The 14,195-nt window shown below is 62.7% G+C and carries 12 protein-coding genes and 1 pseudogene; 9 read left to right on the top strand and 4 right to left on the bottom strand.

What is annotated here, in order from left to right:
* Positions 1 to 438 precede the first annotated feature (438 nt).
* Positions 439 to 951: a winged helix-turn-helix transcriptional regulator gene (locus BDB13_RS28235; RefSeq protein ID WP_217902177.1), complete on the bottom strand. Its 513-nt coding sequence runs from the start codon at positions 949 to 951 to the stop codon at positions 439 to 441.
* A 124-nt stretch (positions 952 to 1,075) separates the two neighbouring features.
* Between BDB13_RS28235 and BDB13_RS28230 the strand changes: the two are divergent.
* Positions 1,076 to 2,124: pseudogene (locus BDB13_RS28230) on the top strand (acetyl-CoA C-acyltransferase).
* Positions 2,125 to 2,409: 285 nt separating this feature from the next.
* Here BDB13_RS28230 and BDB13_RS28225 read toward each other — a convergent pair.
* Entirely contained in the window at positions 2,410 to 3,279 is an 870-nt protein-coding gene (locus BDB13_RS28225) for a helix-turn-helix transcriptional regulator (RefSeq protein WP_176459766.1), read from the bottom strand.
* A gap of 145 nt (positions 3,280 to 3,424) precedes the next feature.
* Here BDB13_RS28225 and BDB13_RS28220 point away from each other — a divergent pair, with 145 nt between their 5' ends.
* A complete protein-coding gene (locus BDB13_RS28220; protein ID WP_141210729.1) occupies positions 3,425 to 3,652 on the top strand; it encodes a hypothetical protein in 228 nt (75 codons plus the stop codon).
* A 127-nt stretch (positions 3,653 to 3,779) separates the two neighbouring features.
* Here the strand turns inward: BDB13_RS28220 and BDB13_RS32355 are convergent, their stop codons facing one another.
* Entirely contained in the window at positions 3,780 to 3,944 is a 165-nt protein-coding gene (locus BDB13_RS32355; protein WP_176459753.1) for a hypothetical protein, read from the bottom strand.
* On the opposite strand from BDB13_RS32355, the gene BDB13_RS28215 reads away from it, so the two are divergent.
* From BDB13_RS28215 to BDB13_RS28185, 7 genes are all read left to right on the top strand, one after another.
* Complete coding sequence (locus tag BDB13_RS28215; protein ID WP_094275375.1) at positions 3,883 to 4,902, top strand: aldo/keto reductase; 1,020 nt, start codon at positions 3,883 to 3,885, stop codon at positions 4,900 to 4,902. The two genes, BDB13_RS32355 and BDB13_RS28215, sit on opposite strands and share 62 nt — an antisense overlap.
* Positions 4,903 to 5,076: 174 nt before the next feature.
* Positions 5,077 to 5,586, top strand: a complete 510-nt coding sequence (locus tag BDB13_RS28210) for a hypothetical protein (protein ID WP_141210728.1) — start codon at positions 5,077 to 5,079, stop codon at positions 5,584 to 5,586.
* Positions 5,587 to 5,642: 56 nt separating this feature from the next.
* On the top strand, positions 5,643 to 6,623 hold the full coding sequence (locus BDB13_RS28205; protein ID WP_094275373.1) for a hypothetical protein: 981 nt from the start codon (positions 5,643 to 5,645) through the stop codon (positions 6,621 to 6,623).
* A 5-nt stretch (positions 6,624 to 6,628) separates the two neighbouring features.
* Positions 6,629 to 7,294, top strand: a complete 666-nt coding sequence (locus BDB13_RS28200; RefSeq protein ID WP_176459765.1) for an RES family NAD+ phosphorylase — start codon at positions 6,629 to 6,631, stop codon at positions 7,292 to 7,294.
* Between the two features lie 27 nt (positions 7,295 to 7,321).
* Positions 7,322 to 7,864, top strand: a complete 543-nt coding sequence (locus tag BDB13_RS28195; protein WP_094275371.1) for a hypothetical protein — start codon at positions 7,322 to 7,324, stop codon at positions 7,862 to 7,864.
* A gap of 320 nt (positions 7,865 to 8,184) precedes the next feature.
* Positions 8,185 to 8,625: a hypothetical protein gene (locus BDB13_RS28190; RefSeq protein WP_094275370.1), complete on the top strand. Its 441-nt coding sequence runs from the start codon at positions 8,185 to 8,187 to the stop codon at positions 8,623 to 8,625.
* A 442-nt stretch (positions 8,626 to 9,067) separates the two neighbouring features.
* Positions 9,068 to 10,555 (top strand): phytoene desaturase family protein, encoded by a 1,488-nt coding sequence (locus BDB13_RS28185; protein WP_094275901.1) that lies wholly within the window; start codon positions 9,068 to 9,070, stop codon positions 10,553 to 10,555.
* 590 nt (positions 10,556 to 11,145) lie between these two features.
* Here the strand turns inward: BDB13_RS28185 and BDB13_RS28180 are convergent.
* The gene (locus tag BDB13_RS28180; protein ID WP_094275900.1) at positions 11,146 to 14,115 is read right to left on the bottom strand and encodes a (Fe-S)-binding protein; all 2,970 of its coding nucleotides are present in this window, start codon (positions 14,113 to 14,115) and stop codon (positions 11,146 to 11,148) included.
* Positions 14,116 to 14,195: the final 80 nt, after the last annotated feature.

Genomic DNA, 14,195 nt, shown 5'->3' with positions numbered 1-14,195 from the left:
ACTGGTTCGGCCGCTCGGCCGCATCCTTATCCCGTATCGCACTGATCTGTATGTCGGACGTCGTCAATCGGTCCCGATAGGCCAACCGCAACCCTGAACCGGGCGTTCCCGTATGGGTGGTCCGGTGATGAATCCCGAACTGCGGCGCTGAACGGATCCGCGTCAGACGCGGATCCTCCGCCACCTACCTCGCTAATCTGGCGTCGCGTCTCGCTAATCTTCGGTGCAAATCGACACGTTTTGGCGAGCTGTGTTCGCACAGGCCGAGCAGTTCACTGACCTCCGCGCAGCAATTCCTGTGTCGGCTTCTGGGCCATGGGGTAGGCGTGTCTTCTCGGATTCGGTGGACTCGCAGAGGACCTGGGTGTGCACGAGGCCGGTGTCGTGCAGGAGTTCGGCGATGAAGTGATCCTGTTTCTTTGCGAGACACGCCACTAGCTAGTCGGGGTTGTGCCTGGTCCATTCCGGTGTATGCGATGTTGCCGTCACGGCGCCGTTCTCGGCGAGATCGACATCAACGCGGCAGTGCGCGCAGCGCGGCACGATGGTCACCTGATGGCCACAGGTATGGGCGAACGAGACCGGGGGTTCGTCCACCAGCCAGCGGTCGCCCCATTCCCGCATCGCCGCCAGAAACGGGTAGAGATCCTTGCCGGCGGCGGTGAGATGGTACTCGGAGCGGGGTGGATGGTCCTGGTAACGCTGCCGATACACCAGCCCGCCCGATTCCATGGCGCGCAGCCTTGCGGTGAGGATGTCCCTGGAAGCTCCTGTGCCGTCAGCGATTTGACTGAATCGATGATTGCCGAGGCTGAGCTCGCGGACGACAAGCAGGGTCCAGCGCTCTCCCACCATGGAGAGTGTGGTGGCAATCGAGCAGGGGCGTCCGGGTACCTCGTTGGCAGGGCGGCGACGCGGCTGCAACGGAGGGGTCTCGTTATCTGCGCTCATCCCAGTAGGTTGCCATATCCAACCGACTCTCGCTACAGTCCGACTAGGTAGTTGGAATTTCCAACTCACCAGTCTTCGTCGTTCCGGTTCATTCGTCTTCCGGGCCCCATCCGAGGAGCACACCATGGGCAGTCCCGTCATCGTCGAAGCCGTCCGCAGCCCCATCGGCAAGCGCGGCGGCTGGTTATCCGGCCTGCACCCCGCCGAGATCCTGGGCAACACGATTTCCGCACTACTCGAGAGGTCGGCGCTCGACCCGAAGCTCGTCGAACAGGTCATCGGCGGCAACGTCACTCAGGCCGGCGAGCAGGCCGGAAACATCACCCGAACCGCGTGGCTGCACGCAGGGCTACCGCAGGGCACGGGCGCGACGACGATCGACTCACAGTGCGGATCCGCGCAACAGGCAACAGGTCTCATCTCCGCACTGATCGAGACCGGAGTGATCGCGGCAGGTATTGCGTGCGGTGTCGAGTCGATGAGCCGAGTCCCACTCGGCGCAAATCGCGGCAACGGAGAGTTCGGCACCCCGCGGCCGACGTCGTGGACGATCGACATGCCGACCCAGTTCGAGGCAGCCGAACGCATCGCCCACCGCCGGGGGTTCACCCGCGCCGACACCGACGCATTCGCTCTTCATTCCCAGGACAAGGCTCTGCGTGCCTGGTCGGAGGGCCGGTTCGATAGTGAAGTCGTTCCGCTCAAGGTGCCCGTGATGGCGAATGGGACACCGACGGGCGAGACCGATCTGGTGTACCGAGATCAGGGACCTCGTGAGAGCACGATCGAAGGCTTGGCGCGCCTGACTCCCATGCTCGAGGGAGGTATGCACACCGCGGGTAGCTCGTCGCAGATCTCCGACGGAGCGTCCGCGATCCTCGTGATGGATTCCGACCGCGCCGCCGAGCTGGGGCTGCGGCCCCGCGCACGGATCGTCTCCCAGGCTTTGGTGGGGGCGGAACCGTACTACCACCTCGACGGGCCGAGCGCCGCCACCGAACGGGTGCTGCAGCGGGCATCGATGTCGATTGGCGACATCGACCTGTTCGAAGTGAACGAGGCTTTTGCGTCGGTGGTGATGTCATGGCAGAGCGTCGCGACGCCGCCACTGCTCTGATCGCGATGTGCTGCGGGGGCGCTTTGGCGACGGGGACGATCATCGAACGTCTCTAAGTCGCGCGGCAGTTCGTCCGGCCACTGTAACCAGGAACGTGCCGAAGCGGCCCTGACCCTTGAGGTTCCGACTTTTACGAATATCGCCGGTATGAGTCCGGGGAATCTCGTCACGCCGCCCGGCGTGCCGAATATCGATCGGGCACTGGTGATTTCCCTTGCCGGTCGGATTCGGCTGCGCGGCAATGTTGCTGAGCACGGCCTTCTGTCGAGAGCATGCTTGCATGCGTAGATGCGTGCAGTGATGCGTGCAGTATGGGGCAAGTTCCAACAGTCGTCGCGACACTAATCGTGGGTGTGGGCCCTAATCGGGTTGCCTTCCGCATTCTCTGTGGACACCTCGAGCAGCTCGTTGCCTGCGGAGGTATTTCCGCAGGCTGTGTAGACGGAGATACGGAGCTCGTCCTCGGGTAGGCGGAGTGTTTCGAAATTGAAGGCGCAGATCCCGAGATCGGGGTGATTGAACGACTTCGTGGTGTGCCGTCGAGGCCCGACCGCGTGGTCGTTCCAGAGGCGGCGAAACGTTGTGTCGGCGGCGCTCAGCTCGGACACCAGGTCGAGCAAGTAGGGGTCGGCAGGGCAGTGTGCGTTCATGCTCCGCAACTGTGCGACGCTCGACCGGGCGGTGGCCTCCCAGTCGACGAAGAGGGTGCGGGCGGCGGGGTGGGTGAAGATGTATCGCACGGTGTTTCGTCGGCCGGTTGGCCACTGACTGATTCCGTGGAACAGGGCCAGGCCTTCGGGGTTCGCGGCGATCATGTCACTCACCCGGTTGAGGACGTAGGCCGGTGAGGGACGCAGAGCGGCGAGGACGCCGTCGATGCCGGCTCGCACTGTCGTGGCAGGTGCCAACGTGGTGTCGGCCGGTGGGGCAGCGACTACAAGCGCCAGTTGGGTCAGGTGGCGCGAATCGTCGCTGGTGAGTCGCAATGCTCGCGCGAGGCTGTCGAGCACAGCACGTCCTGGCCGACGTTCGCGCCCCTGCTCGAGGCGCGTGTAGTAGTCGAAGCTGACACCGGCCAGAGTCGCCAACTCCTCGCGGCGCAGGCCCGGGGTGCGGCGCAACTCCAGCCCGGCGGGGAGACCGACGTCAGTCGGGTGGACAGCGAATCGCCGCGACCGAAGGAAGTCGCCGAGTGGCCCGGGTGTAGTCACACCCGAATTCTGCCAGGACCGGCGTCGGCCTGCGGCAAGTGTTCCTGGTCGTGTCACTGCTAGGAACGACACGGCCTTCCCCATCTCCGTCAACCGCTCCAGACTCAGCGTCATAGAAACCCTGCTGGAGCCCTTGGAGGACTCGTTGACGACGACCACAATTCGTGTGCCGCGACCGTGGAAGGTGTGGCTACTCACCGTGTGTGGGATCTACCCGGTGCTGACGGTATTGGTGACCGTCCTGACCCCACTCATGGATGGCGTTCCCGCGCCAGCCCGGTTGGCAGTGATCGTGCCTCTTGCGGTCGCTTCCATGGTGTGGGTCATCACCCCATTTCTCACCCGACTACTTGCTGGGTGGCTGATCCGTTGACGCTAACGATCAAGGCAATCACGACTGCCCGGTAATCGTGCGAGGGACGAATCCTTGTGAGCGGGAAAATGATCGGATCGAGTTATTCATTCGACTGCGATGCTCACCTGAGGATGCCATTGAGGTGCTACGTCCAAATCGCGGACCGCACTTCCTTGGTGATGATGCCGGAAGTGCGCCATCGCTGAACCCGATGCTTCACGACAAGATTGACGAGAGAGAGGACGACGATGGAATATCGACCACTCGGAGCGAGCGGGTTGCAGGTGTCGCAGCTGATCCTCGGATGCATGAGCTATGGAGATCCCCTCCGTGGGAATCATCCCTGGACTCTGCCGTTGGAGGACGCGAAATCGTTCTATCGCAAAGCAATTGAGTCTGGTATTACCACCTTCGACACAGCGAACATGTACTCAGACGGCACGAGTGAAGAGATCACCGGCAACCTGCTGGGTGAACTTGCCCGACGTGACGAGTTGGTGATCGCGACCAAAGTGTTCTTCCCCATGCGGCCTGGCCCTTACGGCGGCGGATTATCTGGGAAGCACATCCTGTGGCAGATCGATGAGAGCCTGCGCCGTCTCGGCACGGACTACGTCGACTTGTACCAAATCCATCGATGGGATCCGGATACCCCTGTCGAGGAGACGATGGAGGCGCTGCACGACGTGGTTCGTGCAGGCAAGGCCCGGTATATCGGTGCATCCTCTATGTGCGCGTGGCAGTTTGCGAAGGCTCAACATGTTGCCGACATGGCTGGGTGGACTCGTTTCGTCTCGATGCAGGACCAGTACAACTTGCTTCAACGCGAGGAGGAAGGCGAGATGCACCCGATGTGCCAGGACAGTGGTGTCGGCGTTATCCCATGGAGCCCCCTCGCGCGTGGTGAACTCACTCGACAAGTTGGGGAGTCAAGTACCCCGCGTTCGGAGACCGATGCGGTCCTGGGGTCGTACTACCGGCAGGCCATCGATTCCAATCGAGCAATTGCCGACGCCGTGGGTTTGGTTGCTGAACGGCACGGGGTTTCCAGGGCGCAGGTCGCCCTCGCCTGGGTTCGGCAGCAGGATGCGGTTACTGCACCGATCATTGGGGCAACGAAACCGCAACACCTCGCCAAAGCTATCGACTCCCTTTCTCTCACACTCGAATCCGATGATCTCGAGATCATCGAAGCCCCCTACGTTCCGCGTCAACCCGAAGGCTACTGGCTCGAGGTGGTGGGTTCGAGCTCGTGGACAGACGGGTGAATGCCGATGTCGACTGCGACTTCTTATGGATTCCAGCTGGGGTGTTGCTGGTGCTTTCTGTCAAGCAGGTGCGAGGAGGGAGTTCGGCAGTAGGTCTACGTCCGCACGCCTAGTTCACATCAACCGGTCAGGTACCGCACCTCGACCGGATCGTTCCTCATACTCGAAGTCGAGGTGCATCCGCTGTCTGTGCAGGCGCTGCTCACTACGCCGCAGCAGTCGCTGGTCGTCGAGGACGAGCCGGTGTCGATCGTGGTGTGGCTAACCGGGTGCGCCGGGACCGAGGACGACATCAGTCGCGCCGGTGCGAACCTTCCCGACGGACTGGAACAGTCCAGTCGAGGGGACTTCGCCGACATTCTCCGTCAGGACGCGGACGGAATCCGTGCCATCGCGAACGCTGATGCCGGCGATATCCCGCAGTTGTGGCGCACGCCCAACCCGCGCGAGAGCTCCCGGAGAGGTAGTCGCAATTCGCCACCGCAGTCGAACCCGCAACCAAAGCCAGCGATTTCGGGGTTCACCACGCAGCTTCCCGCGCCCGAGGACCTGGGCAGGATCCTCGGCCCGTGGCCGGTAGAGCTCTCGCAGGAAGTGACTGCCTCACTGGACATGCCGCCTTACGATAATTACACTTGTACATATCGTAAGAAACGTAGTTCTCGGGTTTGGGGTGCGTCATGAGGAAATCAAGCGTTCATGTAGAACACGAGCGCGCTCGGATTGTGAATCGGAGCGCGATGACCGGTCGGTTCGGGTCCACGGCCGCGGCGAGCAGGTGGCCAGGCCGTACCGTTGCCGCGTCCGGTCGTTCCCGCCGCGGCCTGTCGCTTTCGGTTCGTGGTGGGAACCGAGTCCCGCCGGCGTCGCGGCTCGCCGGTGGCCGGGCCGACGGCTTGCCTGTCCGGGAGCACCCGAAGAGTGTAGAGGAATGGAAGCGGGAGATCGCGGCCGTGGTTTCCTCGTTCGAGACCGCATCGCGCCGCCCGGGCGGCGGTATCGAGGTGGACTTCGAACTGCGCTTCGATCTCCGCGCGACGGGGTTGACCCTGCACTGGCTCACCGACGTGTTCCGCAACGAATTGGATGCCGCCGATCTCGCTGATACCGGCGGTGTTGTGATGCGGGCGTTGTTCGATACCAGCGATACCGATGTGGTCACCATCGCGCTGCAAGTACTGCCGCGCAATACCCGTACCGCCCGCGCCGCGGAGAACGAAACCCCGTGGGCGCCGACCCCCGCTCGAGGTCTCGCCGATCCGGGCCCTGTTGTCGCGGCGGGCACCGACCGGCATGGACGTGACTCGGTCGAGTTGGAAACCTCGACAGGCAATCTCACCTACGAGTCCCCGCTCTCCCTCTCGGGTGACACGATCTCCTCGATGGAGGTTTCGGAGATCCTCTCGCCATCCGGAAGTGTGAATCGGGCACTGGCCAACGCCAAGAGGAAGGCGCATCAGCTCCTCGGGTTGAAGGTGGGCAACCAGTACCGGTACCCGGTGTTCCAGTTCGACCGCGAGCGTAAACAGATCCGCCCGGTCGCCGAGTATGCGAACCGACTGATGGAGTGCGATCTCGACCCGTGGGGGACCTTGGATTGGTGGTTCACCGAGAACCCGCTGATCGGTGACCAGCGACCGGTGGAACGGCTCACCGCGCAGACTCTCACGGAGACTGATGTGGATGTGATGGTAGCGGCCGAGCAGATGGGCATGGACTGACCGAGGTGAGCAGTGAGCGATACAACGGCAGAGCCCCGCAGCTCAGGGTGATCCCTGCAGGCACCGAGCTGCATCGGATCTCGGGCACAGCCTCCCCGTACCCACCGAACTCGTTCAATGCCTCCGGCATCCGCGCACTCGGTGACCCGGTGCAGGGCAGGTTCGAGCCGATCGACACATCCCACGGCGGATACCTGTACGTGGCCTTGTCTCTCGCCGGTGCGGTCGCGGAAGGCATCCTCCGCGACATCCCCATCCCACGATCGGGGATCGTGCGCCGCACACGCCTCGCCGGCAAGACCTACACCAGGATGGTCCTGGACCGCGACATCACCGTGGCCTCCCTGTTGGACGGCGATCTCCGATCCCTGAACTTGTCGGGGACGTTGGTCGGCTGCGATCGTGGCGACTACACCTGGTCCCGGACCACCTGCCATCAGATCCTCGATGCCGACCCGGGTACCGACGGGGTGATTTACCGCTGCCGCAACAACCCCGCCGAGCTCGCTTTGATGCTGCTCGATCGTGGAGTCCTCGACCCGGCCGCTCTCGGTATCGCCGCGTCGAACGATGTGCTGACCGATCCGGGTACCTTCGCCGATGTGGTCAAGGTGCTTGATGAGGTCCACCACCTGAAGTACGTCGGTTCTGGCCACGCCCGGATTCCGTAGACGCAGACACATGTCAGGTGTAGATGGATGCGCCGCGGCGCCGAAGGTGATCACTCCAGCTGGATTCGCCACGCATTGGTGCAGGTTTCCCGCGCCGGTGTACTGCGAGCAGACAATGACGGCAAAGGAAAAGGCGGCAACATTCTGGCGGTCGCACGCGCATGCGGCCGTGAGAGACCGCCGTTGCGGCGCGACATCCTCGCCCCGGTGGAAGTCGAGACAACGAGGGACGATCTGCTGCTGAATTCGTTGTGCCAGTTCGATTTGTGGTGGTGTGTGATCGCCGAACTCAACTCCGATGGCGGCAAGTTCGGGTTTGAGTTCTACACCAACTTCGTGGTGTTCGACGGGCACCGGACTGAGCCCGCCGTCGACATCATCGCCACCGACAGTGCGGCCCGTTCGGCAGCCTTTGTTGGTTCGTCGGAGGAGGCTGTTGCATCCGCGTTGGCAAAGGTCTTGGAAACTGCTCGAGGGGAGTCTCGGAATCAGGGGCTTTACACCGAGGTCAATCTTTCTGGCGACGCTCAAAAGTTCAACGACAGGGCCCAACGTAATTCGGATCGGTAGGTGAGCAGGGACTGGCCCGCAGCAACCGGTCCGGTCCTTACTGTTGTGTAGTCTGAATTGGCTCCTCACCGTGCGGTGGGGAGCCTCTTCGTGTGTTCGGGGTCGGGGTGGGGTTATGTGTGGTTGGTGATGGCATGGAGGGCCGTGAGAGCTGTTCGGTGGTGGGTGGGTTGATGTGCGGCTAATGACGGCTGTGAGCTGGGGGATGGCATGTCCCGGTGGAAAAAATCGGGCGTCAGGTCGCCAGCTAACGGGCATCGTGACAATCTCGCCTTATGCGATTGTGTGATATCTTCGCCACATAATAGGAGGTCACTTTAGTGATTATCGGCAGCGCCAAGAAGGTCGCAAAACGTCCAACTATATTCTGGATTACCAGTGTTCTTCTTGGTGTCTGCATGTACCCGATCAGCTGGGACCTCATTAGCAAGCAGGAATCCTGGATAGAAAACGCCATGAAATGGTATAATTTGCCTTTCAGTGTGGCACTCGTATCAGTGTGTCTAGTCGCTGAGTATCTCTACCAACTTGGTGTCAAGCGGAGCTTTCGGTCGATGATACTGATTCCCTTCATTTTTATCCAAGCTCGATTCTTTTTAATATTTCTAGTCGCACGTGAACCGACGATTGCAATCGGAATTATCGGTGACATCATGCTCATAGTTGCAGCCATCTTATTTTCCCAGAATCGAGATGCCTACCACGGCCAACACCGTGGTGATTCTGAACGCCGAACCGGCAGGTATGCATCCGAGGCATGACCAAGCTTTATGCCATGCCCATCTGATCGGCTTTCCTCTTGGATAGGGCTGGTCTGGATTCATACGCAGTCTCCCGGCCAGGAGAGGTCTATTGGGTCGTTCATGCTGATTGGGATCAGCGGCAGCCTCCGGGACAGAACACGGAACGTCCACCGATAGTTGGCGGGCACCACAGTTCATCGACGATCACAGCCGCTGGCTGCCCGTTAGTGAGTGCGCGGGCTGGAGAAGCTCAACGATCACGCGGTGGCACTGTTTACACGGCCCATCGAGGTCGCCCTCGCCGATCGGCACCACGAAAGCGGCCTCGAAGCGTATTCCGTGGAAACCGACCTACGGGTTGGTATCGTCACCTTGACGTTCTCCCAGACGGAGCCTCAGATCCGGCGCGGCTCATCGGAGCATGTGAGCGGGAGCAGTCGACGTCGCAAAGGACATGGGAATGGTTTCAGCGTTGGTAGTCGGTTCGGGCCCGAACGGATTGGCGGCCGCGATCACACTCGCTGCTGCCGGCGTCGACGTCCAGGTCGCGGACGCAGCCGACACGATCGGCGGTGGTCTTCGGTCGGAGGAACTGACTGTCCCTGGGCTGATCCACGACCACTGTGCCGCGATCGTCCCGACCACTGTGCCGCGATCGTCCCGACCACTGTGCCGCGATCGTCCCGACCACTGTGCCGCGATCGTCCCGACCGCGGTGTCATCGCCGTTCATCCAGTCGTTGGATCTTGCTGCACACGGCGTCGAATGGGCGTGGCCAGAAATCGATATGGTGCATCCTTTGGACAACGGCGAAGCCGGCGTCCTGCAGCGATCGATCGACGCGACGGCAGCGGGTTTCGGGCCGGACGAGCGGCAGTGGCATGCCACCTTCGACTGGCTCGTCCGCAACTACGACATGCTCGCCGACGACCTGCTCAGCCCGATGATCGGGATGCCGCACAGTCCGTTGCGGATGGCGCGGTTCGGCCCGGCGGCGCTCCTTCCGGCGACGCTGTATGCCAAGCGGTTCCACACCCCGCAGGCGCGCGCGTTGTTCGCGGGCAACGCCGCCCACGGGTGGACTCCGTTGTCGCGGCCGCCCACGGCCGGGGTGGCGTTGATGTTCGCGATGATTTCCCATCGTCATGGCTGGCCCGTGGTTGTTGGCGGTACCGATCAGTTGGCGGAGGGTCTGGCGCGGATACTCGAATCGCACGGCGGTCGGATCGCGACAGGCACGAAGATCGACTCTGCCGAGCAGGTGACCGGATTCGATCTGGTGCTGTACGACACCAGCCCCCGTCAGGTTCTCCGGCTGATCGGGGACAGAATGCCGGGGCGGATCAAGCGCGCGTACGAACGGTTCCGGCACGGGGCCGCAGCCTTCAAACTCGACATCGCTGTCCATGGTGGTATCCCGTGGACGAGCGAGCATGCCCGTTCCGCCGGGACTGTGCATGTCTGCGGCTCATACGACGAGGTAGTCGCCGCCGAGAACGACACTGCTCGGGGCCGAATGCCGCAGCGCCCCTTCATGATCGTTGGTCAGCAAGCCGTCGCCGATCCCACCCGGGCAACCGGCGACCTCCAGCCGATCTACATGTATGCCCATGTCCCGCACGGATACACCGGCGACGCAACCGAATCGATGCTGACCCAGGTCGAGCGGTTCGCGCCCGGATTCCGGGACCGCATCGCCATGATCGTCGCCCACACACCCGCCGACATCGAGGCCGACAACGCGAACAACATCGGGGGCGACATCAACGGTGGCGCTATGAACATGCTGCAGTTCATCGGGCGTCCCCGGTTCGCCTTCGATCCCTACTGGACAGGGGTCTCCGGGCACTACCTGTGCTCGGCGTCGACCCCTCCCGGTGGCGGTGTGCACGGCATGTGCGGACATCTCGCCGCGCGTTCGGCGCTGCACCGTGCGGGCCTTGCCTAACTCCTCCTTGAATGCTCAGATCGCGTGCAGCACAACGCGCACGCCAGGTCCAGGCAGCTGCTGCGCGGCGATTCGGGGTGGGGTGTTCGGTGTCTTCGTCATCTGGCGGGGTGCTGGGGTGGTGCGTGGTTGGTGCACCGTTTATGTGGTCTGACCTGCGGTGATGACACGTCCCCTTTCCTGGGTGGTTGGGTGCCGGCGCCTTCGGGCGAGGGTTGTGGTGCTGGGTTGTGGGGGAGGTGTTTTAGGGTCTGACCTGCGGTGACGACTTGTCCCGGTGGTGGGTGATCGTCGAGTTGGTTGGGTGCCGGCTGGGTTCGGGTCGGTCGTTCGGCGGTGCCGGCCGCGGGTGGGGAGCTGCTGTTGCTCGGCGATTCGGGCGTGCGGCAGGCTCGGGAAGGTTGATTTTCGGGTGTTTTTTAATATTGTTGTGTTTCAGTAACTTTGGATGATTTGATTGGTGTGCACATATTTGTCGACGGCACAGTATTTGCCGGTGGATGCCACGAATATTCTTGTGTTTCAACGGTGTCCGCTGCCCCACCCCGCGAATGTGCCGATCTGTCGTGTGCTTCGCGGGGTGGGTTTGACTACTTCTTGCGTGCGCCGGGAGCCTTTGCGCCCGACTTGAATCCGAGTCCACCGGGCTTCGCGGCCGGGGGAGCCGGAGTCTCGGCAGCGGCAGCCTTAGGTGCTTCAGATGCCGGCGCTTCTACTGCCGGAGCAGCGGCAGCTGGTGCTTCGACTGCCGCTGTTTCCGCGACGGGTGCAGCCGGAGCCGAAGCAGCAGGTGCTGCCTTACGTGCACCGGGAGCCTTTGCGCCCGAATTGAATCCGAGACCGCCGGCCTTGGCAACCGGAGCTGCCTTGGGTGCCTCGGCAACAGGTGCTTCTGCGACTGGGGCGGCGGCGGGTGCGGCCGCGGCCGGGGCAGCAGCCTTTGCGCCGGGAGCCTTGGCGCCACCCTTCATCTGCAGACCCTTGCCGCCGGGAGCCTTCGCGCCGCCGGCCAGGCCGAGACCCTTGGGCTTTGCGACCGGAGCGGCCGGTGCAGACTCAGCAGCTTCGACAGCCGGAGCAGCAGCTTCGGCGGATGCAGCGGGAGCCGCAGCCTTCTTGGCACCCGGAGCCTTTGCTCCGCCGGCCATTCCGAGTCCCTTGCCGGGAGCCTTGGCGCCGGGAGCCTTGGCCAGACCCTTCATTGCGAGACCCTTGCCGGCAGCCGGTGCAGCAGCTGCAGCCGGAGCAGCGGTCTCTTCGACTACTGGTGCGGCTTCCTCCACGACAGGCGCCGGCGCAGCAGCAACCGGTGCCTTCTCCCGCGGGATCACCTTGATGTTCTCGGTGAGCTGTGCGGATTCGAGGCGGGTGACGGAATTGAGCATCAGCTGAGCGACGTCCACAACCTCGACGCCTTCACCCTTGCCCTCTTCCTGACGAGCGGTGAGGCCGTCGGTAAGCATGACGCGGCAGAACGGGCAACCCGTGGCGATCTTCTTGGGGTTGGTCGAGAGTGCCTCGTCGACGCGGTCGACGTTGATGCGCTTGCCGATGTTCTCTTCCATCCACATGCGGGCGCCACCGGCACCACAGCACATGGAACGTTCGCCGTGACGCGGCATTTCGATCAGCTTGGCGCCGGACGCTTCCATGAGTTCACGGGGAGCGTCGTACACCTTGTTGTGGCGGCCGAGGAAGCACGGGTCGTGGTACGTGATGTCTTCGCTCACGGACGCGACGGGGATCAGCTTCTTCTGGCGAACCAGGCGGTTGAGCAGCTGGGTGTGGTGCACGACCTCGTAGTCGCCGCCCACCTCCGGGTACTCGTTGCCGAGGGCGTTGAAGCAGTGCGCACAGGTCACGACGATCTTGCGCTTCTTCTGCTCGACGCCTTCGAAGACCGAGTTCAGCATCTCGATGTTCTGCATCGCGAGCTGCTGGAACAGGAACTCGTTGCCGGCGCGGCGAGCGGAGTCACCAGTGCAGGTTTCGTCGGCACCGAGGACCATGAACTTGACGCCCGCGGTGGCGAGCAGTTCGGCGACGGCCTTCGTGGTCTTCTTGGCACGGTCCTCGTAGGCGCCGGCGCAACCGACCCAGAAGAGGTACTCGTAGTCCTCGAAGGTGTCGGCGTCCTGGCCGTAGACCGGGATCTCGAAGTCCATCTCGTTGATCCAGTTGAGGCGGTCCTTGGAGTTCTGGCCCCAGGGGTTGCCCTTGTTCTCGAGGTTCTTGAACAGGCCGGCGAGCTCGGACGGGAACTCCGATTCGATCAGGACCTGGTAGCGGCGCATGTCGATGATGTGGTCGACGTGCTCGATGTCGACGGGGCACTGCTCGACACAAGCGCCACAGTTGGTGCAGCTCCACAGGGTCTCGGCGTCGATGACCGGGGCCATTTCGCCTGAGGTGGTTTCGCCGACGAGCTTGCGCTCGGCTTCGCGGCGGGCAGCTTCGGGAATTGCGGCGAGGGCAGCTTCGTTGACGTTGCCTTCGGCGTCGACCAGGCCGACCTCGTCGCCGCCCATGTCCTTGCGGCCACCGGCGAGCAGGTACGGAGCCTTGGCGTAGCCGTGGTCACGCAGCGACATGATGAGGAGCTTGGGGGAGAGCGGCTTTCCGGTGTTCCACGCGGGGCACTGGGACTGGCAACGACCGCACTCGGTGCAGGTCGTGAAGTCCAGCCAGCCCTTCCACGAGAAGTCTTCGATCTGACCTGCGCCCAGAGTGTCGGTGTCGGGATCGACGTTGTCCACGGTCAGGGCAACGCCCTTGCTCATCATCGGCTTTGCTGCGCCGAGAGCAACAGTTCCGTCGTCTTCACGCTTGAAGTAGATGTTGAAGAACGCGGAGAAGCGGTGCCATGCAACACCCCAGGTGATGTTGCGGCCGACCACCGCCAACCACACCATCGCTGACATCAATTTCACGAAAGCAAACGCAGAGACCATGTTCGGACTCGCCGGCAACAGTTCGGCGACACGCATGGTGAAGAAGTCGGTCCACGGGTTCGCATGGCCGGTCATCGCGATGCGACCAGCCTTGACCAGGATCATGCCCAGGCCCTCGATAAGCACAACGGCCTCGACGAAATAGGCTGCACGGAAATTTGATCCACTGAAACGGGACAGGCGCTCCGGGACGCGCGGATGGTTGAGCTGGCGGATCACGATCAGTGTGGTGATACCGATGACCGTGCCGAGTCCGAGAAGCTCGTCGACGAAATGGTAGATGGGCCACGTGCTGACGATTGGCCATCCGCTGGCCGGGTCAAACGTCTGGATGTAGGCCTCCATAGCGACGAACATTCCCAGCGCAAACCCGATCATGACGAGCCAGTGCGCCCAGCCGACGGTGCGGAACTTCGCCATTCGGCTGTGGGCGATGAACTCGATGACCATCTGCCTGAAGCGCGGGAAGAACGGGTGCCACCGATCAGGTGCCGGCTGGCCGAGACGGATCGTTCGGATCATTGTCGACACGCCGCCGAAGAACGATGCCCAACACGGCAGGCTCAACAGGACGCCGATCACCCCCAGGGTGACGGTCACAGTATTCATGTCGAGCCCCTCCATGTTCGGTGTCGAACTTCGCCACCGATCCTCATCCGCATAGGTTACCGATGGGTAACTTGTAAACG

This window comes from Rhodococcus sp. OK302, from assembly GCF_002245895.1.
Lineage (GTDB): Bacteria > Actinomycetota > Actinomycetes > Mycobacteriales > Mycobacteriaceae > Rhodococcus_F.
Note: the sequence above shows the minus strand (reverse complement) of the source record. Positions and strands in the feature narration are given on the sequence as shown.

Coding starts and splice junctions, on each gene's coding strand:
- BDB13_RS28185 (WP_094275901.1), top strand. CDS start 9,068: ATGGTTTCAGCGTTGGTAGTCGGTTCGGGCCCGAACGGATTGGCGGCC.
- BDB13_RS28180 (WP_094275900.1), bottom strand. CDS start 14,115: ATGAATACTGTGACCGTCACCCTGGGGGTGATCGGCGTCCTGTTGAGC.
- BDB13_RS28215 (WP_094275375.1), top strand. CDS start 3,883: ATGGAATATCGACCACTCGGAGCGAGCGGGTTGCAGGTGTCGCAGCTG.
- BDB13_RS32355 (WP_176459753.1), bottom strand. CDS start 3,944: ATGCATCCGAGGATCAGCTGCGACACCTGCAACCCGCTCGCTCCGAGT.
- BDB13_RS28195 (WP_094275371.1), top strand. CDS start 7,322: ATGCGCCGCGGCGCCGAAGGTGATCACTCCAGCTGGATTCGCCACGCA.
- BDB13_RS28205 (WP_094275373.1), top strand. CDS start 5,643: ATGACCGGTCGGTTCGGGTCCACGGCCGCGGCGAGCAGGTGGCCAGGC.
- BDB13_RS28235 (WP_217902177.1), bottom strand. CDS start 951: ATGAGCGCAGATAACGAGACCCCTCCGTTGCAGCCGCGTCGCCGCCCT.